The sequence below is a fragment of the Geomonas propionica genome, from assembly GCF_016458235.1.
GTDB classification, from domain to species: Bacteria; Desulfobacterota; Desulfuromonadia; order Geobacterales; family Geobacteraceae; genus Geomonas; species Geomonas propionica.
The window spans coordinates 192,919-214,954 of record NZ_JAEMHK010000006.1 but is presented as its reverse complement, the minus strand read 5'-3'; the positions used below and the strand labels follow the sequence as shown (position 1 = coordinate 214,954).

Sequence of the window (22,036 nt, the reverse complement as noted above, 5' to 3'; positions counted from 1 at the left end):
CGACTAACCGGAGGACATCATGGAACGCGGAGAGCGTCCCTGGGGAACATACACCGTCCTGGACGAGCACAACGGCTACAAGATCAAGCGCATCGAGGTGCTGCCCGGCCAGAGGCTTTCGCTGCAGATGCACCATCACCGCAGCGAACACTGGATCGTGGTCTCCGGTACGGCCAAGGTCACCTGCGGGGAAAACGTGAAGATCATCAATATCAACGAGTCGACCTTCATCCCGATCGGGTCGACGCACCGCCTGGAGAACCCCGGCGTGATCCCGCTGGTGATCATCGAGGTGCAAAGCGGCGAGTACCTGGGCGAGGACGACATCGTCCGGTTCCAGGACGACTACCACCGCGTCGAGGCTCCGGGTGCGGAGAGCGTCGCCGAGGCCGCTGTGGAGCCCATCGTATAAATGCACAAACAACTGAGCCTGCTCAGGGAATTCTCGGTGCCCCTGGCCGGCGGCGTCATCGCCGCGCTGCTGTGGGCCAACCTGGCACCTGAGCAGTACCACCACTTCCTGCACGACCCGCTTTTCGCGGGTCTTTCTGTTCACTTCGTCACCAACGACCTGTTCATGGCGTTTTTCTTCGGCATCGCCGCCGTCGAGATCACCCAGAGCTGTCTGCCGGGGGGCGATCTACACCCCCTGCGGCGCGCCGTCAACCCGCTGTTGGCCACCGTAGGAGGGATCCTGGGGCCGGTCGCGCTCTACCTGCTCCTCAATGCCGCCTTCGGCGCTCCCGCACTGTCCCGTGGCTGGGGCATCCCGACCGCGACCGACATCGCGCTCGCCTGGCTCGCCGCCCGCTTCATCTTCGGCAAGGGTCATCCGGCCATCTCCTTCCTGCTCCTGCTGGCGATAGCCGACGACGCGGTGGGACTGGTGATCATCGCGCTTTTCTACGGCGATCCGCTGGCGCCGGTGCAGCCGGGATGGCTGCTTCTGTGCGTCGCCGCGCTCACCCTTTGCTGGGGGCTGCGTCGCGCCAGGGTCTTCAGTTACTGGCCCTACCTCATCTTCGGGGGGGCGCTCAGCTGGTTCGGGCTGCACGAGGCCCATCTGCACCCGGCTTTGGCGCTGGCCTTGGTGGTTCCCTTCCTGCCGCACCCGCCGGTGGAGAAGCGCCACATGTTCGACATGGATCCTGACGACCTCACGCCCCTCTCGCGCTTCGAGCATGACTGGAAGCTGTTCGTCGACGTGGGGCTCTTCGTCTTCGGGCTGGTCAACGCCGGCGTCGCCTTCGGTTCCGTCGGATCCGCCACTTGGCTGGTGCTGGCCTCCCTGATCTGCGGTAAGGTGATCGGCATCGTCAGCTTCGGGCTCATGGGGAGCAAGCTCGGCTTCCCGCTCCCCATCGGGGTGGGGCTGCGTGAGTTGATCGCCACCGGGCTCGTCGCCGGCATCGGTTTCACCGTGGCGCTCTTCGTCGCCGGAGAGGCGTTCCCCGATTCCGCCGCCGGCCCCTCCGCCAAGATGGGCGCCATGTTGAGTCTTTTCGCCTTCATCCCCGCGGTGCTGGTCATGAAAACGCGCCGCTCCAGGCAGGGAGGCGCGTAGTCGTTTCGTTGTTCCTTCCCCCTCCTTTGGCGGGGATTATTGCAGAGCTGGAGGAAACCATGTACATCGTCATCCTGGCGGGCGGCTCCGGCACCAGATTCTGGCCGCTGTCCCGCAAGAGCACACCGAAGCAACTCATGTCCGTCTTCGGCGGCAAGTCCATGCTGCAAAGGACGGTGGAACGGGTCCTGCCGCTGGATCCCAAGCGGGTTATGGTGATCACCAACGCCTTGCAGGCCGCCGAAACCCGGGCCCAATTGGCGTACATAGAAGGGGTTCCGGTCGACGTGATCGAGGAGCCGGTGGGGCGCAACACGGCGCCTGCCATCGGCCTGGCCGCCGCTATTATCGCGCGCTTCGATCCCGACGGCATCATGGTGGTGCTCCCTGCCGACCACTACATCGTCGACGAAGAGACCTTCCGCGCCACCCTGACCGCCGCCCGTTCCGTGGCCGTGAGTGGAGCGCTGGTGACCCTCGGAATCACCCCGACCAGGCCCGAGACCGGCTACGGCTACATCGAGGCCTGCGAGCCGGCCGATTCCGGTGCCGCGCCGGTGAAGCGCTTCGTGGAAAAGCCGAACCTGGAGCGCGCCGTCGAATTCTTGGCCTCCGGGCGCTTCTACTGGAACAGCGGCATGTTCGTCTGGGAAGCCTGCGCCATCCTGGACCAGATCGCGCAGCACATGCCCGAACTCTCCCAGGCCCTGGCCCGGCTCACCTTCGAGTCGGACGTCTGGGAAATCTCCGACCTGAAGCCTCAGATCGCCGAGATCTACGGCAGCATCAAGGGGGAGTCAATCGACTTCGGCGTGATGGAGAAAGCGCAGGACGTGCAGGTCATTCCAGCGTCCTTCGGCTGGAGCGACGTGGGGAGTTGGAGCGCGCTTCCCGAGGTGATGGAGGCGGATGCGGCGGGGCATGTGCTGATCAACTCGGCCGGTGCCGTATCCGTGGGGGCCAAGGAGTGTCTTGCCTACGGCAACGGTAAAATGGTAGCCTTTGTCGGCGTCAGCGACCTGATCGTGGTGGACACCCCCGACGCGTTGCTGGTCTGCTCCAAACAGGCCGCCCAGGACGTGAAGAAGGTGGTGGAAGAATTGGAGCGGCAGGGGAAACAGGAACTGCTGTAAAAGATCAAAGGATCAAAGGCGGAACACAGAGGGCACAGAGGAAAAGCCGAATCTACACAGAGGACAGGCACGAAGGTTTTGTTTTTCCCCTGAAGTAGCTTTTCCTCCCGGACCTCTGTGGGCCTCTGTGTCCTCTGTGGTAAAGCTTCTAACCTTTTTTTGAGGTTTGTATGTACGGCTGGACCGGAAAGTTGCTGCATGTCGATCTCACCCGTGGCATCTGCGAGCGCAGGGAGATTCCCACCGAAATTCTGCACGCATATCTTGGCGGACGCGGGTTGGGCGTCCGGCTGATGCGCGACTATTTCCGCCTCGGCCCCTTCGAGCCGGACCTGCCGCTCATCTTCGCCGTCGGCCCGCTGTGCGGCTCCAATTCACCCACGGCGGCGCGCCTCTCCTGTGTCTCACGTTCGCCGCTTACCGGCACCATCTACGACTGCTCGGCGGGGGGGCGCTTCGCCTGGCGGCTCAAAGCGGCCGGGCTCGACGCCGTCTTCATAACCGGCAAAAGCCCCCAGCCGGTCTTTCTCTCCATCGATCCGGCACGGGACGAGCTGCATCCAGCCCAGTTGCTGTGGGGCAAGGGGGTGAAGGAGACGGTGGCGGCCCTCAGCGAGCGCGGCTCGGTAACCACCATCGGCCCCGCCGGCGAAAACGGCGTCCTCTTCGCCAACATCATGATGGGGGAGGGCAACTCCATCGGCCGCGGCGGCCTGGGCGCGGTCATGGGGGCCAAGGGGCTGAAGGCGATCACCGCCCAAGGGGACGGCACGACCGCGATCGCCGATAAGGAGCGCTTCGACCGCGCCCGCGGCGACGTGATGCGCCTGTTCCGGGCGTCGCCAGTCATCTTCGGTGAGTTGGGCATCGCCGAGTATGGCACGCCCGCCCTGGTCGACCTGATGGCCCAGCGGCGCATGGCCCCCACCGAGAACTTCCGCTCCACCTTCTTCGCCGACTCGGGCAACTACTCGGGACCCGCGATCCGCAAGGAGTGCGGCGCCAAGAAGGAAGGGTGCTACGGCTGCCCGATCCAGTGCAAGAAGGCGAGCGCGGCCGGAGAGCCGCTGCCGGAATACGAAACGGTGAACCACTTCGGTGGCTTGAACGGCATCAGCGACCTGCACGCCATCGTCAAGGCCAACTCACTGTGCAACGAACTCGGGCTCGACACCATCTCCGCCGCGGCGACCCTGTCCGCGTTCGGCGAGGCGCGTGGTCGTTTCCCGGATGCAGCCGAAGTGGCGAGCCTCCTTGCCGACATCGCCTACCGGCATGGCCAGGGAGAGCTGCTCAGTCTCGGCTCGCGACGCATGGCGGAATTGCTGGGGAAGCCGGAACTCTCCATGAGCGTGAAATCCCTGGAGCTGCCCGCTTACGACCCGCGCGGCGCCTACGGCATGGCGCTCGCCTACGTCACCTCCAACCGCGGCGGCTGCCACCTGCGCGCTTATCCCATTTCGCACGAAATCCTGAGAAAACCGGTCCCCACCGACCGCTTCTCCTTTTCGGGCAAGGCCCGCATCATCAAGATCGCCGAAGACGTCAACGCGGCGGTAGATTCGCTGGTTGCCTGCAAGTTCGCCTTCTTCGGCGCAACCCTCGAGGAGTACGGGGAGCTTATCTCGGCGGTGACCGGCGTGGAGTACGGGCCGGAGTCGCTGAAAGCGATCGGCGAGCGGATCTACCTCACCGAGCGCTTCTACAACTGCGCCAACGGGTTCAGCCACACCCACGACATGCTGCCGCGCCGCTTCTTCGAGGAGGCGGGGAGTGCCGGAGAAGGGATCGACGTCCCCCCCATCGACCGGGCTCGCTTTGAAGAAGAGCTGCAGAAGTACTACCGCATCCGCGGCCTAGACGAGGATGGCCGCTTCGGCGACCGGGACCTCCTCGCGGAGCTGCCCTGATGCCTGCCATGGCAACCAAATAGAAGCGGTGAGATATGCGAGACCAGATCAGTAAATACACGGGAAAACTTCTTGCCGACCGCTCGGCCTGCGTCGACGGCATCGCCTTCGCCGCGCAGGACGACGTGCTGATCGCGGCCGGTGCGCCGGAGTTGGCCGCGCTGGCTGGCGCCACGCTGTCGCGCCTGAATTCCCTGGCGCTGGTGGCCGCGCGCCCGTCGCTTCCCTTCGCGGATTTCCTGATTGCCAGGGCGGGGCAGGGGGAGGAGTGCATCGTGCCGCAGGACACCGAGACCCGGACCTTCCTGCACGACATCCCCTTCCTGCGCCGCAAGGACCTCGCCGGGGATGCCGCTCCCATCCTGGCGCGGCTGCTCGGTAACCGGAAAGGGGTGATCGTCGAAGGGGTCGGTATCGTCGCCGTCGGCGCCATCACCGTGGAGCAGTCCTTCATCAACTACTCTTCCGTGTTCCATTCCACTTTCGTGAAATACCTGCAGGACGTGCTGGTCGACGGTTTCCTTCTGCCCGGCGAGCGCGAGGCCTTCGACTCTTTCCGGCAAGAGTGGTTGAGACCGCTCTCCGCCTCGGGGCTCGACTTCGTCGGCGCACTTTCCCTGGAGAAGGAAGAGATTCTTGCCGAGATCGAGCGGGTGGGGCGCTACACCGTTGAGCGGGGGCTGGTGGACTCCTTCTTCGGCAACATCTCTGCGGTGGCCGGCGAGCGGATCTATATTTCGCAGACCGCGGCGAGTCTGGACGAGTTGAAGGGGTGCATCGACCCGGTCCCCGCAGACAACTCCTCGACCACCGGGATTACCGCATCCAGCGAGCTTTTGGCGCACCGCAAGATCTACGAGCAGACCGGCGCCCGTGTCATCCTGCATGGGCATCCCAAGTTTTCCGTGGTGATGAGCATGCTCTGCGACAAAAAGGCGGAGTGCGCCATCAAGGACTGCTGGAAGGACTGCCCCCACGTGCGGGAATTGGGGGGAACCCCTGTGGTCGCCGGCGAGATCGGGGCCGGGGGGCTCGCCAAGCGCGTGCCGCCGGTGATTGGCGCCAGCGGTTCCGCCATCGTCTACGGCCACGGCGTCTTCACGCTGGGACGCGAGGGTTTCGGCGAGGCCTTCGCCGCCATGGTCGACGTTGAGAATTTCTGCCGCGAGGAATACTTCCGGCGGTTAGGCAGTACTAACGGCTCAAAATCTGATTGTTAACGCAAAGGCGCAAAGACGCAAAGTACGGCGTAAAGCTTTGGGTTTTTACCAGCCGTGTTTTGGTCTTCTTTGCGACTTTGCGTCTTTGCGTTAATTTTGTGGTTTTGAGGTTTTAGGAGGTTGTTTGTCTGAGAAGAAGAACATAGCCCGCGCCGCTGGTGTCTTGGGAGCGGCCACCATGCTCTCCCGCATCATGGGCATGATCCGCGACATGGTGGTCTCCCGCCTGTTCGGCGCCGGCCTCTACACCGACGCCTTCTTCGCCGCGTTCCAGATCCCCAACATGCTGCGCCGCTTCTTCGCGGAGGGGGCGCTCACATCGGCATTCGTCCCCACCTTCTCGGAATGGCACACCAACAAGGGGGAGGAGGAGACCCGCGCGCTGGCCAACGTCTGCTTCACCGCGCTGACCATCGTGATGGCCGGGATCACCATCCTCGGCATCATCTTCTCGCCGCAACTCGTGCACCTGATGTTCCCGGGGTTCTCGTCCAACCCAGAAAAGCTCTCAGTCACCATCCTGTTGAACCGGCTCATGTTCCCCTATATCTTCTTCGTGAGCCTGGTCGCCCTGTGCATGGGGATCCTGAACACGCTGCGCCATTTCTTCACCCCGGCCATCTCCACGGTATTCCTGAACATCTCCATGATCCTGTCCGCCCTGCTGCTGCACGACCGGTTCCAGGTCCCCATCGTCGCCCTGGCCGTGGGCGTGCTGATCGGCGGGGTGCTGCAACTGCTCCTGCAACTGCCGGTCCTGTACCGGATGGGCTTTCCGCTCAGGCCGAACTTCAACCTGGACCATCCGGCCCTGAAGCGGATCACGCTGCTCATGGGCCCCTCGGTGTTCGGCGTTGGCGTCTACTACCTCAACATCACGGTGGGTTCCATCCTGGCATCCCTGCTCCCCGAGGGGAGCGTTTCCTACCTCTACTACGCGCAGCGGCTTTTCGAGTTCCCGCAGGGGATCTTCACCGTGTCGGTGGCCCAGGCGGTGCTCCCCTCCATGAGCCGGCAGGCGGCGGCCGGTGACATGGACGCCCTCAAAGAATCCCTCTCATACGGCGTCCGGCTCACCCTGTTCATCACCATCCCGGCAATGGTCGGGCTCATGTTCTGCGCCACCCCGATCTTCTCGCTGCTGTTCATGGGGGGCGCCTTCGACTACGCCAAGGCGGTCAACTGCGGCACCGCGCTCCTTTACTACTCGGTGGGGCTCGCCTTCGTGGCGCTGGTGCGCGTGCTGGTCCCGGCCTTCTACGCGCTCAAGGATACCAAGACCCCGGTGGCGGTCGCCTTCGCCGCTTTCCTGCTCAACCTGCTCTTCAGTCTCATTCTGATGGGGCCGATGAAGCACGGCGGGCTGGCGCTGGCATCGTCGCTTTCCGCGCTGGGCAACATGCTGCTCCTGCTCTGGTTCTTGAGGAAGAAGATCGGTCCCTTCGGCGGCCGGGCCATTTCCGTGGCCGGCGTGAAAGGAATCATCGCCTCCCTCCCGATGGCGCTGGCGGTGTACTGGATCATGCGCCTCATCGACTGGTCGCCGCCCGGGAAAAGGCTCCTGAAAGGGGGCGTGCTGGGGGGAGGGGTGCTGGCCGGGATGGCCATCTTCCTGGTCTCGGCGCACCTGCTGCGTTGCGAGGAGGCCGGTGACGTGATCGGCCTGGTCAAGAGAAAGCTGTTCAAAAAGTAGATCGGGTTTTTTAGGAGAAGGATATGAGGAACCAGGCGGCGGTTACTGCGTGGTTCATGTACGAAACCTCTGCGGGATACGGTGGGGTGGCGCAACCTGCTGCCGGTCATCATCCCCTGCCACAGGGTGGCGGCGCGAGCGGCGGCATGACCGGATTCACTGCTCCGGGTGGGACGGACTCCAAGCGGGGGCTCTTGTCGATGGAAGGGGTGATTTTAGATACGAAAGGCGGCGTGACCCGGGCGAAAATCGGGTAGTTATGCACAGGATTTCCACCGGGGTTGCCACCTAATTAGGAGTAGCTAATTCTGTCTGAGGTCGATAGACCACGTATGTATACGATCTGTGCTAAGTTGCTGATTTTTCGTTCGAATATCGTCATGGCCAATATTTATGCAGAACGCGGAAAGTGCTTAAAAGCCGTAGGTTTCTCAGTTTGTCAACATCGTTTTCCACAGCTTATCCACATAAAATGTGGATAAGCCGCTGGTATCGTAAAAATATTAATTAGATTGAACCTTTCTCTAATTTCTTGGCCTCTTCCCAAAGCAGGTCCATCTCCTCCAAGGTGGCATCCTGCAGCTTCCGGCCGCCTCCGTGCAGGGTCTCCTCGATGTGGTTGAAACGCCGGGTGAAACGCTGGATGGTCTTCCTGAGTGCCTCCTCCGGGTCAAGCGACAGGAACCGTCCCAGGTTCACGATGGCGAAGATGAGGTCCCCCAGCTCCGATTCCATCTCCTGTTGGTCCCCGGCTGCCATCGCCTCCTGGAACTCGTGCAACTCCTCCATCACCTTGGCGAAGACCTGGTCGGTGTGTTCCCAGTCGAAGCCGACCCGGGCGGCCTTTTCCGTGATCTTCTGCGCCTTCATGAGCGCAGGGAGGTGCGGCGGTATTCCCGAGAGCGCGGACTTGCGCTCCTCCCCCTTCTCACGCTTCTTGATCTTTTCCCAGTTCTCCACCTGCGCGGCACTGTTCTCGATCACCTCGTCCCCGAATACGTGGGGGTGGCGGCGCACCAGTTTGTCGTTGATGGCGTCCAGAACCTGGTCCATGGTGAAGGCGCCGCGCTCCTCGGCGACCGCGGCATGGAAGATGGGTTGCAGGATGAGGTCCCCCAACTCCTCTTTCAGTAGCTCGTCGTTGTTGGCGTCGATGGCCTCGATTACCTCGTAGGACTCTTCCAGCAGGTAGCGCTTGAGCGAGTCGTGGGTCTGTTCGGCGTCCCAGGGGCAGCCCCCGGGCGCGCGCAGCCTGCGCATGATCTCCATGAGGCGGTCGAAACGGTTCTGGGTGCTTTCAGTGGACATGAGTGGATCTCCGGAAGGAAGTATTCCCTCCCCCGGAGGGGGAGGGGCAGGGGAGGGGGATGGGAAGCTACTTGAGCCCGCCCAGGTACTCGACCAGGGAGTCGATCTGCTTTTTCGAGAAGGTGTCGTAGGGGGGCATGGCGGTGCCGGGGTAAACCTTACCAGGCTCCCGGATCACCTGCTCCAGAAAGCGCCGGTCCCGTTTGCTCCCGACGTGGGACAGCTCGGGGCCGACCACCCCTCCCTTGTCTTTGACGATGTGGCAGTCCCGGCAGCGCTCGTTGAAAAGCTCCTCGCCGAAGAGCTCCAGTTGGGCCGCCGACTGCTTGGGCGCGGGAGCCTGCGCCGGCTCCTGCTTGGAACAGCCGCAGGAGAGGGCGATGGCCGTCGCCGCAATGACGAAGCTGCGTCGCATGCCGTTCACCTATTTTCCCTTCAGGTAGGTGGAGAGGAACTGCTGCTTGTACTCCACGAAGCGCCCTTCCTCTATGGAGGTGCGGATCTCGGCCATCATGTTCAGGTAGAAGTGCACGTTGTGAATGCTGGCCAGGATCGCCGAAAGCACCTCGTTGGAGGTGAACAGGTGGTGCAGGTACGCCCTGGTGAAGTTGCGACAGGTGTAGCAGGTGCAGTTGGGCTCCACCGGGTAGAAGTCACGACGGTAGTTCTTGTTGGTGAGCCTGATGCGACCGCGGTTGGTGAAGAGCGTCGCGCTCCGCGCGTAGCGGGTCGGGATGACGCAGTCGAACATGTCGATGCCGCGCTCCACGCTCTCCAGGATGTCCTCGGGAAGCCCCACGCCCATCAGGTAGCGCGGCTTGTCCTCGGGAAGATGCGGCGCCGTGTAGCCGACCACCTGCTTCAAAAGTTCAAGCCCTTCGCCCACGGAAACCCCGCCGATGGCGTAGCCGGGGAAATCCATCTTCACCAGCGCCTTGGCGCAACGCTTCCTGAGATCCTCGAACACGCTTCCCTGCACGATGCCGAACAGGTACTGGTTCTCGCGCGAGTGCGCGTCGATGCACTGCTTGGCCCAGCGGATGGTCTTCTCGGTGGAGCGCTCCGCGTACGCCTTGTCGCAGGGGTAGGGGATGCACTCGTCGAAGTTCATGATGATGTCGGCGCCCAGGGCCTCCTGGATGGCGACTGCCTTGGCCGGGTCGAGGAAGATCTCCTCGCCGGTGTCCTCGTGGCGGAAAAAGACCCCCTCCTCGGTGATGCGCTTTTTCGGCAGCGAGAAGACCTGGAACCCGCCGGAGTCGGTGAGGATGGGGCCGTCCCAGCACATGAACTTGTGCAGGCCGCCCGCCTTCTGCACTAGGGCTTCGCCGGGGTGCAGGTGCAGGTGATAGGTGTTGGAGAGGATGATCTGGGCGCCGGTTTCCTTCACCTGCGCCGGGGTCATCGCCTTCATGGCGGCGTGCGTCGCCACCGGCATAAAGATCGGGGTCTGGATCTCGCCGTGGGCGGTGGTTACTACGCCGCGGCGCGCGCCGGACTTGGGGTCCTTCTTGAGCAGTTTATAAATCATGAACCTTCCTGGCTTTAATGTTTTACTGAGGGTGCCTATCCTAATTAGCAGAGCGGGGTCAAAATTGCAACAATACGGCGCCGTAAGCGTTATTTCAAAACAGGGTTAGTGCAGTTTAGAAGGGGCTAAGGTGTCTGAACCATTAATTGTATGCTGTATACAAAAAACTGTTGCATTTTCGTATAACGGCATTTAATATGCGCGTCTATCAACCCGCCGATTTTTATGTTATAGGTACCATCCACTGTTGCTAATGTGAGTTCAATAAAGGAGAGATCATGCAGACACTGAGCCCGTGGCGCGGTCCCCCATCCCCCCCAAGCGGAAGCCGCGAGTCCGCCCCGTGAACGGGTCTTCGGGACTTGTACTCCTCCGGTGTACGCACGCAATCCAACTCATCTGAAATCGAAAAAAGGCAAAGGGACAAAAAACATGCGAATCTTATCTAGCTCTGTGGGAAGAAAGATCCTGATGTCCATCACGGGACAGCTCCTGATCATCTTCATCCTGATCCACCTGATCGGAAACTCCACCATCTTCTTTGGCCCCAACGGCATCAACGCGTATGCTGAGCATCTGCACAGCCTGCCGCCGCTGGTCTGGGCCTTCCGCCTGTTCATGCTGGCAGCCATCTCCGTCCACATCGCTTACGGCGTCACGCTGACCCTTGAGAACAAGGCAGCCAACCCGGGCGCGTACGCGGTGAAAAGGAACCTGAAGGCGAGCTTCGCCTCCGAGAACATGATCTGGACCGGCCTGCTGGTCGCGGGCTTCATCCTGTACCACCTGCTCCAGTTCACCATTAAAGGCACCCCCGACATCGTAGTCGGCCTCGACTCTGCCAACCGTCCCGACGTGTTCAGGATGGTGGTGACCAGCTTCGGCAACGGCCTGATCTCCCTGGCCTACATGTTCGCCATGCTGATGCTGTTCCTGCACCTCTCCCACGGCATCCCGAGCTTCCTGCAGACCATGGGGTGGAACAACGAGAAGACCATCCCGGCCTTCGGTACCGGTGGCAAGGTCATCTCCGCCATCCTCATGCTTGCTTATATCTCGATTCCTGCGGTCATCCTGGCCGGCTTATTGAAACTTTAGGGGGTTCAAGTGATACTCGACGGAAAATGTCCGAAAGGACCGATTCAGACCTCGTGGGACAGGCACCGCTTCGACCTGAAGCTGGTTAACCCCGCTAACAAACGTAAATACAAGGTTCTCGTCGTCGGCACCGGCCTGGCCGGTGGTGCAGCCGCAGCCTCCTTGGGCGAGCTCGGCTACAACGTCGAAGCCTTCTGCTACCAGGACAGCGCACGTCGCGCCCACTCCATCGCGGCGCAGGGCGGCATCAACGCCGCCAAAAACTACCCGAACGACGGCGACAGCATCTACCGCCTGTTCTACGACACCATCAAGGGCGGCGACTTCCGTGCCCGTGAGGCGGACGTTTGGCGTCTGGCCCAGGTGTCCAACAACATCATCGACCAGTGCGTGGCCCAGGGCGTTCCGTTTGCCCGCGACTACGCCGGCTACCTCGACAACCGCTCTTTCGGCGGTGCGCAGGTTTCCCGTACCTTCTATGCTCGCGGCCAAACGGGTCAGCAGCTCCTGCTGGGCGCCTACTCGGCTCTGTCCCGCCAGGTGAAAGCCGGCACCGTCAAGCTCTTCGCCCGCACCGAGATGCTGGACCTCGTGGTGGTCGACGGCGAGGCCAAAGGTATCACCGTCCGTGACCTGATCACCGGCGAGATCCGCACCCACGTGGGCGACGCGGTCGTCCTCGCCACCGGCGGTTACGTCAACGTGTTCTACCTCTCCACCAACGCGATGGGCTGCTCGGTCACCGCGAACTGGCGTGCCCACAAGAAGGGCGCCTTCTTCGCGAACCCCTGCTACACCCAGATCCACCCGACCTGCATCCCGCAGTCCGGCGACCACCAGTCCAAGCTGACCCTCATGTCCGAGTCGCTCAGGAACGACGGCCGCTGCTGGGCTCCGAAGAAGAAGGGCGACAACCGTCACCCCAACGACATCCCGGAAGAAGAGCGCGACTACTACCTGGAGAGGAAGTACCCCTCCTTCGGTAACCTCGCTCCCCGCGACATCGCCTCCCGCGCAGCGAAAGAGCAGTGCGACGACGGGCGCGGCGTCGGCCCCGGCGGCCGCGGCGTGAACCTCGACTTCTCGGCTGCCATCAAGCGCGTCGGCGAGCACACCATCCGCGAACGCTACGGCAACCTCTTCGAGATGTACGAGAAGATCACCGACGAGAACGCCTACAAGCAGCCGATGCGCATGTACCCGGCACCGCACTACTCCATGGGCGGCCTCTGGGTCGACTACAACTGCGAGAGCAACGTCCCGGGCCTCTTCGTCCTGGGCGAGGCGAACTTCTCGGTCCACGGCGCGAACCGCCTGGGCGCCTCCGCGCTGATGCAGGGTCTGGCCGACGGCTACTTCGTCATCCCCTACACCATCGCCAACTACCTCGCCAAGACCAAGCCGGGCGCCGTAACTGCGGACCACGCCGAGTGCAAGAAGTCGGTCGAGGACGTGAAGGCCTACAACAACCGCCTCATGAACATCAACGGCAAGAAGACCGTTTCCGAGTTCCACCGCGAACTGGGCAAGATCATGTGGGAAAACGTCGGCATGGCGAGAAGCGAGGAGACCCTCAAGGACGCCATCAAGCGTATCCCGGTCCTGCGCGAGGAGTTCTGGAACAACGTCAAGGTCACCGGCAAGGGCGAGGAGCTCAACCAGCAGCTGGAGAACGCCGGCCGCGTGGCGGACTTCCTCGAGTTCGGCGAGCTGATGGCGAAGGACGCCCTGCACAGGAACGAGTCCTGCGGCGGCCACTTCCGCGTCGAGCACCAGATGCCCGACGGCGAGGCCAAGCGCGACGACGAGAACTACTGCTACGTCGGAGCCTGGGAGTTCAAAGGTGTCGACAAGGAGCCCGAACTGCACAAGGAGCCGTTGACGTTCGAAAACGTCCATCTGGCGGTAAGGAGTTATAAATAATGAACCTCACACTTCACGTATGGCGCCAAAGTGGCCCCAAAGCTCCGGGCAAGCTCGAGCAGTACGAGGCCAAAAATGTTAGCCCCGACCAGTCCTTCCTGGAGATGCTCGACGAAGTAAACGAGCACCTGATCAAAGAGGGCAAAGACCCGATCGCATTCGACCACGACTGCCGCGAGGGGATCTGCGGCATGTGCTCCCAGGTCATCAACGGCGTGCCGCACGGCGGGCGTGAGCGTACCACGGTCTGCCAGCTGCACATGAGAAGTTTCAACGACGGCGACACCATCTACATCGAGCCGTGGCGTGCTCTCGCCTTCCCGATCCAGAAGGACCTGATCGTGGACAGAAACGGCCTTGAGAAGATCATACAGGCCGGTGGCTACACCTCCTGCCACACCGGCGGGGTTGCCGACGGCAACGCCATCCTGGTGCCGAAGATCGCGGCTGACTACGCCATGGACGCTGCCGAGTGCATCGGCTGCGGCGCCTGCGTCGCCGCCTGCCCGAACGGCTCGGCGATGCTCTACACCTCGGCAAAGGTTGCCCAGTTGGCCGCACTGCCGCAGGGCCAGGCGGAGGCCGCCGAGCGCGTCTGCGCCATGACCGAAGCGATGCAGGAAGCAGGTTTTGGCAACTGCTCGAACCACTACGAGTGCCAGGCTGCCTGCCCGAAAGGGATCAACGTCAAGTTCATCGCGAAGCTGAACCGCGAGTACCAGAAAGCGCTCCTTAAGTAACAGGGCCGTGTTAGAAGAAGCGGGGCGGAAGGGAAACCTTCCGCCCTTTTTTTATTTCCCCAGCCGTCATTGACGCGGGTGTAAGGCCCGATTCTGCTTGATTCCTACCTCCGTTTGTCTTACTTATGCAGGCATTACCAGATTTTCGGATCGGAGCCACATGGACCAGCTGTTCACCTACCTTTTCGTCGTCAACATTTTCCTCACCTTCATCGACGCCACCGTCGGGTACCACGCCGCACCTGCGATCGCTTTGCTCGCCGGCAGCGGTGAGGAGGAGGCCGAGCACACCGCCCGCGGGATCCGCAGGCTCCTGTCCTGGGTGGTGATGCTGTACATGTTCTTCAACTGCCTGGCCTTCTTTGATCGCATCCCCTGGCTTTTATACGGCACAGCAGCGGTCCTGGCCGTCGATATCGCAGCACAGGTCGTCATCTTCCTCAAGATGACCGGAAACAAGGGCCGCTGACATGGAAAAGATGTACCTGACGCCGGCCGAAACCGTGCGCACCATCGTAGACAACGGCAAGAGGGTGCTGACCCAGTCGCGGCTGCGCACCTTCGTGTTGAGCCTTTTGGCCGGCTTCTACATTGGCTTCGGCGCGCAACTGGCCACGGTGGTAACCCAGGATGCCGCGGCCTTCGCCGGCAAAGGGGTGGCCGCACTCCTGGGGGGGAGCGTCTTTTCCCTGGGCCTCATGCTGGTGGTTGTCTGCGGCGCCGAGCTTTTTACCGGAAACAGCCTTCTCACCAGTTCCGCGTTGCACGGTGAGATCACCTGGGGACAGCTCCTGGAGAACTGGGGCATCGTCATCGTCGGCAACTTGGCAGGATCGCTCTTCTTCGCCGCCCTCATGTTCGAGTCCCAGCTCTGGATGAACGGCGCCGTAGCCGAGACCGCCATCAGGACTGCGGCGGCCAAGTGCCAGCTCCCCTTCGGCGTCGCCCTGGTGCGGGGCATCCTGTGCAACTGGCTGGTATGCCTCGCCGTTTTCATGGCCACCGCGGCCCGTGACGTGTCCGGCAAGATGCTCGCCTGTTACGCGCCGATCATGGCCTTCGTCGCCAGCGGCTTCGAGCACTCCATCGCCAACATGTACTTCATTCCGACGGGACTGCTCTTGGCGGGGAAGCTGGGACGCGAGGTGCCCGGCCTGTCCTGGGGCGCCTTTTTCCGCGACAACCTTTTACCGGTCACGCTGGGGAACATCCTGGGGGGCGTGCTCTTCGTCGCCTTCGCCTACTGGTACGTGCACCTCAAGGTGGATGCCCCACGCTGAAGGAAAACTCCCGGTGAGAGCCCCCTTCGTTTGCGGCGACACTGTCATTGCGCGTTCTGCCACTGTCATTATCCAGCATAAAGTCAGCCCACCGCATAGCAGTAATGACTCTAGTTGCGCCGGGGCTGAAAAAAGTGTTTATCAGCCTCGGCTAATGTGTTATTTTTAGCCCTCGTTTTTTCCGCTGTTACTATCGGCAGCGCATGAGGGCAACACATGAGCGAGACGCAATCTCCCATAGCGAGGTTCAAGTCCTGCATATGGAAGGGGGGTAGCTCTACGATGGAGCAACACCTCTTTGTGCTTTTGTGCATCACGGCCGTCGTCGCCTCGTTTTTCGTCGTCATCCCAAGCAACTACCTGCAGCACCTTCCCCCCTACATCAACGTCTGCGTCACCGTCTTCGGCGTGCTCACTCTGCTGCTTCTGGCTGAGGCCCGTCGGGGGCGCTACCATACGACGGCGCTCTTCTTTCTGTTCCTGGCCCTGATGAACCTGATCTGGTTCCCCAATGGCGCCTCGGACGGAAGCCTCCCCTTATATTTTTTCTGCCTGTTGATGTACCTGCCCATCTTTTTCAGAGGACGTGCGCGCTGGCTGCCTCTGCTGTTGACCTCCATCGATGCGGCCGCGCTGATGGCGTTGGAGTTGCGCTTCCCGCAGTGGGTTACCCCGTTTGCCTCGGAGCAGGACCGTATGGCGGACAACGTGGTCGGATTCGCGGTGACCACCGTTTGTTGCGCCGTTATGCTGTGGTCGCTGCTGAGGAGCTACGAGAAGGAGCAAACCCGGCTGGTCGCTGTTAATGAGGAGCTGGAGCGCGTCATCGTGGAGCGCACCGCTGTAGAGGGCGCGCTGCTGCAAAACCGGGAGCTGCTCAACTCGGTGATCGATGGGACCACGGACGCCATCTTCGTGAAGGACATTAGCGGGCGCTATCTTCTTTTCAACGAGGCGGCCTGTCACATGACCGGGAAAGGGCAGGACCAGGTGCTGGGCCGGGATGATCGCGAGGTGTTCGACTCCGAAGTAGCTGCCGCGATCATGGAGGTGGACCAGGAGGTGTTGAACGGCAACCAGGCCCAGTTGATGGAGCGGAAGTTGCGCGCCGGCAGCGGCGAGCAGTACCTCGTGGAGGTGATCAAGGGGCCGCTGCACAACAAGGAGGGACAGGTGGTCGGCCTGTTCGGCATCGCGCGTGACGTTACCCAGAGCCGGCGCATGGCTGAGGAGCTGCGGCTGCTTAATGAGGAGCTTGAGCGCAGGGTTGTCGAGCGGACGGCGCGGCTGGAAGCGGCCATGAAGGAGCAGGAAGCTTTCAGCTATTCAGTCTCCCACGATCTGCGCGGTCCTCTGCGGCACATCAACAGTTACGGTTCCATATTGCTGGAAGAGTTCGGGCCCGAGCTGGCGCCCGAGGCCCGGGGGTACCTGGAGCGTATCCGGACCTCGAGCAAGAGGATGGGGGATCTGATCGACGACCTGCTGGAACTATCCCGTATCGGGCGCTCCGAGTTGAGCCGGGTCACCGTAAGCCTGAGTGAACTCGCCTTCGGCATTGGGTGCAAGCTGCAGGATGCCGAGCCGGAGCGGCGGGTCGATTTGCTGATCGAGCCGGGGTTGCAGGTCGAGGGCGACCGGCTGCTTCTGGAACTGATGCTGGAGAACCTGGTGGGCAATGCGTGGAAGTACTCCAGCGTACGGGAGCGGGCGCGGATCGAACTGGGTTGCTGCGTGCTTGGCGATCGCGATGCATTTTTTGTCAAGGACAACGGCGTCGGCTTCGACATGGCCTACCAGGACAAACTGTTCGGGGCCTTCCAGCGGCTGCACGGGGCGGAATTCGAGGGGACGGGAATAGGACTCGCCACGGTCAAGCGGATCGTGGAACGGCACGGCGGGGCGGTCTGGGCCCAAGGGGTGGTGGACCAGGGCGCCACCGTCTATTTCACCCTGCCGCGGGTCTAGGAGGAGATGGGATGGTACGATTTTGCCGGTTGCTGTTGGTCTGCCTGGTGGCTCTCGTGCTGAGTGCGGCGACTTGGCAGAGGCAGCTGCTTTATTTCCCGACCCATCATGATCGCAGCAACGGATTGACGCCGTGGCGCGACCAGGGCGAGGTTATTGGTTTCGCGCGGATCGTGCCCAGTCCCAAAAATGTCTGGCTCATGCTGCACGGAAATGGGGGACAGGCAGCCGACCGTGCCTACGCACTCCCTTCGTTTTCCGGCGACGACAGCGTCTACATCCTGGAGTACCCCGGATACGGCCTGCGCCCGGGTGCCCCTTCCAAAGAGGCACTGAACCAGGCGGCGCAGCAGGGATACCTTCTGCTCCGGCAGCAGTACCCGGAGAAGCCGGTCTGCGTGGTAGGCGAATCCATCGGAAGCGGCCCCGCGTGCTTTCTAGCCGGAGTCCAACCACCCCCGGACAAGATCGTGCTGGTGGTGCCGTTCGACAAACTGCATCGGGTGGGGCAGCACCACTACTGGTTTTTACCGGTGCGGCTGCTCCTTCCCGATGACTGGGACAACATCGAGGCTGTCAAGGGGTATCGTGGCAAGGTGGAGATCTTCGGCGCGAAGCAGGACAAGGTGATCCCCGAGAAGTTCGCCAAAAGCCTGGCGGAGAGCCGGCTGGGGACGGTGTTCCGGGAGATCGAGGGGGGGCACAACGACTGGGCGACGCCGGGACGGGTGACGATCCGGAACCCTTAAAAGCAAGAAGCCTCAACGCAAAGACGCAAAGGCGCGAAGGCGCGAAGAAAGGCTGAAGACCAGGTTTTCCCCCTAAAGCTTTTCCTTGCGTCTCTGCGCCTTCGCGTCTTTGCGTTAGGGCTTTTCGTTTAAAAAAAGGCGCCGCCGATTCCGGCGGCGCCTTCCTTTTTAGGCGATCCTGGTGAACTTCTCTTTGGGGACCAGGCAGACGGCGCACTTGTCGGGCGCCTCGTCGTACACAGTGTTGCCGCAGACTTCGCAGACGTAGACGGCCCGGTCGGCGAGGTCGACGCCGTTTTGCACCGCCGCCAGGGCCTGCTGGTACAGGTCGTGATGGACCTCTTCCACCGCGAGCGCGAACTTGAAGGAGGTTTCCGCGGCGCGGTGCCCCTCCTGCTTCGCCTGCTCGAGAAAGGGCGGGTACATCTTCTGGAACTCGAACCCTTCTCCCTCGATGGCCTCTTTCAGGTTGTCAACGGTACTCTTGATCCCGTCCATGGCGCGCAGATGGGCATGGGCGTGCACCGTTTCGGCATGTGCCGCAGCGCGGAACAGTTTCGCTACCTGCGGCAGCCCCTCCGCTTCGGCCTTCTTGGCAAAAGCGAGATACTTTCGATTGGCCTGGCTCTCTCCAGCAAACGCCTCGGCAAGGTTATCCCTAGTCGACATCTCTTCCTCCTCATTATAGAAAATGTGCAGCTTGAATATAACGAGGCATCGGTTCCAGTCAAGGCGCTCCATAGATTATATTTGCTTGATATGTATACGGATTTTGGGGCGAGGCTTGCATTCTTGACATTAACATATGCCAATGTAATCTTCATTGGCGTCGCTGACGAGCGCCGGTGCGCCTTACGGCGACACCTGTGAGGCCCTGCATGGCACAAGAGATTACGACTCTTCAGGAGATGCTCGACCGGATCAACGATTCAGGGAACGACCAGGGGCGTGTCTCTTTGGGGGAAATCGTGGAATCCGTCGGCAACCGCTCCTTCGGTCCACTGCTGCTCATGGTGGGGGTTATCGCAGCCTCGCCGTTGAGCGGCATGCCGGGAGTGCCGACGGCGACCGGGATCCTGATCCTGCTGATCGCGGCGCAGCTGTTTTTCGGCCGGGACCACTTCTGGCTGCCTAAGTGGCTACTGCGGCGCTCGCTGGGCACGGACCATGTACAGAAGGCGATCCGGTGGCTGCGCCCTGTGGCGCGCTTCATCGACCGCTGGTTGCGGCCCCGCCTGCCGGCGCTGATCAAGGGCGGAAGCATCTACCTGATATCGTTCAACTGCGCAGCCATAGCGATCGTGATGCCGATGATGGAGCTGGTTCCCTTTTCCGCGCATGGCGCGGGCCTGGCCCTGTCGGCCTTTGGCCTTGCCCTCATCTCGCGCGACGGCCTGCTGGCGCTGATCGCCTTCGCCGTCACCGCCGTGAGTTTCGGTCTCGTCATCTACAACTTCAACTGACTTTACGGAAGATATTCCTCGCGTACCGGTGAAAACACCTCGACGGCCACGGAATTCTCCAATATCTCGGCGTTGTGCTGAGCCCCGCCTGCGATGCACCAGCTGTCCCCCGGCCGCACCTCATGCTTTTTGCCGTCGATGCTGAGCCTGATCCTGCCGCTCACCAGGTACCCGGTCTGTTCGTGCGGGTGGCTGTGCAAGGGGAGCAGCGCCCCTTGTTCCAGCAGGAACTCCACCATCAGCGTCTTTTCCCCGTGCACCAGTGTCTTCTGTCGGATTCCCGGCAGCACCTGCTGATACCCCTCCTCGCTGCTCTTCTCGAACATTTCCTCTCCTTTTGTTCCCCCTCCCCTTGCGGGAGGGGGCGCTTTTAGGATGCCTACGCCCCTGCCAACGCGCCGGTCTGGCGCAGCGCCTCGTACAGTACGATGCCGGCCGAGGTGGACAGGTTCAGGCTGCGCACCTTGCCGATGATGGGGATGCGCACCGCCGTCTCCGGGTTCGCCTCGATCAGTTCCTCGGGGAGCCCTTTGGTCTCCTTGCCGAAAACGATGAAGTCGGCGGGGTGAAAGTGGAACTCCAGGTAGCTCTGCGGGGCCTTCTTGCTGGTGTAGATGAAGCGACCGGCCGGAAAGGCACGCTTGAGCGCGTCGAGATCATCCCAGTAGCGGATATCGACTTCGCTCCAGTAATCGAGGCCGGCGCGCTTCAAGTAGCGGTCGTCGGTGGAGAAGCCGAGCTTGCCGACCAGGTGCAGGACGGTCCCGGTCGCGCCGCAGAGTCTGGCAATGTTGCCGGTGTTGGGTGGAATCTCGGGCTCCACCAGCACTATGTGAAACGGTTGTTGTAAGGACATCGGTGACCTCGAAAAGGATGCTTTTCTGGAAGCAAAAACGGACTCTGTCACAGGGAAAAAAAGGACAGAATGAGACGATTTTCGAGCCCGAAAATGAGCTTCCAGGGTAGGTGATATTTGTAGCTCAAAGCAAAAAATAAGGCAAAGATAAACGGCTAAAAGCCTGTAACGGCGGGGGGTTGTCTGGGGGGTAAGCTCTGTAAGCTTGCAATTTATCGACAGATAGTCTATAATGCTCGCTTCATACACCTACCGGAGGCAGCTTTGGATACGCCTGACAACAGTGGTCACTTTGGTCGTTTCGGCGGCAGATACGTGTCGGAAACGCTCATGCCGGCGCTGCTCGAACTCGAGCAAGCGTACAATTATTTTCGCAACGAAAAGGGGTTTCAGGAGGAGTTCGCCTACTACCTGCGCCAGTATGTTGGCCGTCCCAATCCGCTCTATTTCGCCGAGAAGCTGAGCCGAAAAATGGGGGGCGCCAAGATCTATCTGAAGCGCGAGGACCTGAACCACACCGGCGCGCACAAGGTGAACAACACCATCGGCCAGGCACTTTTAGCCAAGCGGATGGGTAAGAACAAGGTGATCGCCGAGACCGGCGCCGGGCAGCACGGCGTGGCGACGGCGACCGTCGCGGCCCTCTTCGGCATGGAGTGCGAGGTCTTCATGGGCGAGGAGGACATCCGCCGCCAGTCCCTGAACGTGTTCCGGATGAAGCTCTTGGGCGCCAAGGTCAACCCGGTCAGTTCCGGCACCGCGACCCTGAAGGACGCCATGAACGAGGCGATGCGCCAGTGGGTCACCAACGTCGAGGATACCTTCTATATCATCGGCACCGTCGCCGGTCCCCATCCCTATCCGGTCATGGTGCGCGACTTCCAGGCCATCATCGGTCAGGAGGCGAGGGCGCAGCACCTGGAAGCGGAGGGAAGGCTTCCCGATTACCTGATCGCTGCGGTAGGGGGAGGGAGCAACGCCATCGGGCTCTTCCACCCCTTCGTCAACGACGAGTCCGTGCAGATGATCGGCGTGGAAGCCGCCGGCTACGGCATCGACAGCGGCAAGCACGCGGCCCCGCTTTCCGCCGGCAGCGTCGGCGTGCTGCACGGCAACAAAACCTACCTTCTGCAGGACGAGTACGGTCAGATAGCCCACGCCCATTCCATTTCCGCCGGACTGGACTACCCTGGCGTCGGACCGGAGCACTCCTACCTGAAGGAGATCGGACGGGCCAGCTACGTCTCCGTCACCGATGACGAGGCGCTGGACGCGTTCCAGGTGCTGACCCGCGAAGAGGGGATCATCCCGGCCCTGGAGTCGTCCCACGCGGTTGCCCATGCACTGCGTCTGGCTCCGACACTTTCCGCCAATGAGAGCATCGTCGTCTGTCTGTCGGGCAGAGGCGACAAGGACATCCATACCGTAGCCGATGTTATGGGGGTTCAGCTTTAATATAGAAAAATCGAGGTTTTAGTGGGGGAGGTCCGCTGAGCGGGGCTCCCTTTTTATCTGGCATGGTTGCATAAATTTAATGTGTAGCTTGCAATGTTAGTCGGATTTGATTACACTAATAACCTCAGATTGGCGACGAGCCAAT

The 22,036-nt window shown here is 61.7% G+C and carries 22 protein-coding genes; 16 read left to right on the top strand and 6 right to left on the bottom strand.

Going from position 1 to position 22,036, the window contains the following annotated elements:
* The first annotated feature begins 19 nt into the window (after positions 1–19).
* From JFN90_RS10155 to JFN90_RS10125, 7 genes are all read left to right on the top strand, one after another.
* A complete protein-coding gene (locus JFN90_RS10155) occupies positions 20–412 on the top strand; it encodes a phosphomannose isomerase type II C-terminal cupin domain (RefSeq protein WP_199395006.1) in 393 nt (130 codons plus the stop codon).
* Positions 413–1,564 (top strand): Na+/H+ antiporter NhaA, encoded by a 1,152-nt coding sequence (locus tag JFN90_RS10150; protein ID WP_199395005.1) that lies wholly within the window; start codon positions 413–415, stop codon positions 1,562–1,564. It abuts the gene before it with no gap.
* Between the two features lie 59 nt (positions 1,565–1,623).
* A complete protein-coding gene (locus JFN90_RS10145) occupies positions 1,624–2,697 on the top strand; it encodes a mannose-1-phosphate guanylyltransferase (protein WP_199395004.1) in 1,074 nt (357 codons plus the stop codon).
* Between the two features lie 170 nt (positions 2,698–2,867).
* On the top strand, positions 2,868–4,607 hold the full coding sequence (locus JFN90_RS10140; protein ID WP_199395003.1) for an aldehyde ferredoxin oxidoreductase family protein: 1,740 nt from the start codon (positions 2,868–2,870) through the stop codon (positions 4,605–4,607).
* A 35-nt stretch (positions 4,608–4,642) separates the two neighbouring features.
* Positions 4,643–5,827, top strand: a complete 1,185-nt coding sequence (locus tag JFN90_RS10135; protein WP_199395002.1) for a class II aldolase/adducin family protein — start codon at positions 4,643–4,645, stop codon at positions 5,825–5,827.
* 124 nt (positions 5,828–5,951) lie between these two features.
* Complete coding sequence (gene murJ, locus JFN90_RS10130) at positions 5,952–7,520, top strand: murein biosynthesis integral membrane protein MurJ (protein ID WP_199395001.1); 1,569 nt, start codon at positions 5,952–5,954, stop codon at positions 7,518–7,520.
* Positions 7,521–7,543: 23 nt separating this feature from the next.
* On the top strand, positions 7,544–7,777 hold the full coding sequence (locus JFN90_RS10125) for a hypothetical protein (protein WP_199395000.1): 234 nt from the start codon (positions 7,544–7,546) through the stop codon (positions 7,775–7,777).
* Positions 7,778–8,027: 250 nt separating this feature from the next.
* Here JFN90_RS10125 and mazG read toward each other — a convergent pair whose 3' ends face one another.
* The 3 genes from mazG to tgt form a co-directional block, all read right to left on the bottom strand.
* A complete protein-coding gene (gene mazG / locus JFN90_RS10120; RefSeq protein ID WP_199394999.1) occupies positions 8,028–8,828 on the bottom strand; it encodes a nucleoside triphosphate pyrophosphohydrolase in 801 nt (266 codons plus the stop codon).
* Between the two features lie 67 nt (positions 8,829–8,895).
* Complete coding sequence (locus JFN90_RS10115; protein WP_199394998.1) at positions 8,896–9,243, bottom strand: c-type cytochrome; 348 nt, start codon at positions 9,241–9,243, stop codon at positions 8,896–8,898.
* A 9-nt stretch (positions 9,244–9,252) separates the two neighbouring features.
* A complete protein-coding gene (gene tgt, locus JFN90_RS10110) occupies positions 9,253–10,359 on the bottom strand; it encodes a tRNA guanosine(34) transglycosylase Tgt (protein WP_199394997.1) in 1,107 nt (368 codons plus the stop codon).
* A gap of 432 nt (positions 10,360–10,791) precedes the next feature.
* Here tgt and JFN90_RS10105 point away from each other — a divergent pair, with 432 nt between their 5' ends.
* The 7 genes from JFN90_RS10105 to JFN90_RS10075 all read left to right on the top strand — a co-directional run bounded on the left by JFN90_RS10105 (position 10,792) and on the right by JFN90_RS10075 (position 18,117).
* Positions 10,792–11,457, top strand: coding sequence for a succinate dehydrogenase cytochrome b subunit (locus JFN90_RS10105; protein WP_199394996.1), 666 nt, complete (start codon positions 10,792–10,794; stop codon positions 11,455–11,457).
* Positions 11,458–11,466: 9 nt separating this feature from the next.
* Positions 11,467–13,380: a fumarate reductase/succinate dehydrogenase flavoprotein subunit gene (locus JFN90_RS10100; protein WP_199394995.1), complete on the top strand. Its 1,914-nt coding sequence runs from the start codon at positions 11,467–11,469 to the stop codon at positions 13,378–13,380.
* Entirely contained in the window at positions 13,380–14,120 is a 741-nt protein-coding gene (locus tag JFN90_RS10095; RefSeq protein ID WP_199394994.1) for a succinate dehydrogenase/fumarate reductase iron-sulfur subunit, read from the top strand. The genes JFN90_RS10100 and JFN90_RS10095 overlap by 1 nt, the downstream gene beginning before the upstream one ends.
* A gap of 160 nt (positions 14,121–14,280) precedes the next feature.
* Positions 14,281–14,589 (top strand): hypothetical protein, encoded by a 309-nt coding sequence (locus JFN90_RS10090; RefSeq protein ID WP_199394993.1) that lies wholly within the window; start codon positions 14,281–14,283, stop codon positions 14,587–14,589.
* Position 14,590: 1 nt separating this feature from the next.
* A complete protein-coding gene (locus JFN90_RS10085; RefSeq protein ID WP_199394992.1) occupies positions 14,591–15,400 on the top strand; it encodes a formate/nitrite transporter family protein in 810 nt (269 codons plus the stop codon).
* A 282-nt stretch (positions 15,401–15,682) separates the two neighbouring features.
* The gene (locus JFN90_RS10080) at positions 15,683–17,368 is read left to right on the top strand and encodes a sensor histidine kinase (protein ID WP_199394991.1); all 1,686 of its coding nucleotides are present in this window, start codon (positions 15,683–15,685) and stop codon (positions 17,366–17,368) included.
* Positions 17,369–17,379: 11 nt separating this feature from the next.
* Positions 17,380–18,117, top strand: a complete 738-nt coding sequence (locus tag JFN90_RS10075) for an alpha/beta hydrolase family protein (protein ID WP_199394990.1) — start codon at positions 17,380–17,382, stop codon at positions 18,115–18,117.
* Positions 18,118–18,285: 168 nt separating this feature from the next.
* Here the strand turns inward: JFN90_RS10075 and JFN90_RS10070 are convergent, their stop codons facing one another.
* Positions 18,286–18,786 (bottom strand): rubrerythrin family protein, encoded by a 501-nt coding sequence (locus JFN90_RS10070; protein WP_199394989.1) that lies wholly within the window; start codon positions 18,784–18,786, stop codon positions 18,286–18,288.
* Between the two features lie 209 nt (positions 18,787–18,995).
* Between JFN90_RS10070 and JFN90_RS10065 the strand changes: the two genes are divergently transcribed.
* Positions 18,996–19,580 carry an exopolysaccharide biosynthesis protein gene (locus tag JFN90_RS10065; RefSeq protein WP_199394988.1) on the top strand — a complete coding sequence of 195 codons (585 nt, stop codon included), beginning with the start codon at positions 18,996–18,998 and terminating at the stop codon, positions 19,578–19,580.
* A 2-nt stretch (positions 19,581–19,582) separates the two neighbouring features.
* On the opposite strand, the gene JFN90_RS10060 is transcribed toward JFN90_RS10065, so the two are convergent.
* Together JFN90_RS10060 and JFN90_RS10055 are read right to left on the bottom strand one after the other, a co-directional pair.
* On the bottom strand, positions 19,583–19,906 hold the full coding sequence (locus JFN90_RS10060; RefSeq protein ID WP_199394987.1) for a cupin domain-containing protein: 324 nt from the start codon (positions 19,904–19,906) through the stop codon (positions 19,583–19,585).
* 53 nt (positions 19,907–19,959) lie between these two features.
* The gene (locus tag JFN90_RS10055; RefSeq protein ID WP_199394986.1) at positions 19,960–20,436 is read right to left on the bottom strand and encodes a tRNA (cytidine(34)-2'-O)-methyltransferase; all 477 of its coding nucleotides are present in this window, start codon (positions 20,434–20,436) and stop codon (positions 19,960–19,962) included.
* Between the two features lie 264 nt (positions 20,437–20,700).
* On the opposite strand from JFN90_RS10055, the gene trpB reads away from it, so the two are divergent.
* Entirely contained in the window at positions 20,701–21,891 is a 1,191-nt protein-coding gene (gene trpB / locus JFN90_RS10050) for a tryptophan synthase subunit beta (protein WP_199394985.1), read from the top strand.
* Positions 21,892–22,036 lie beyond the last annotated feature (145 nt).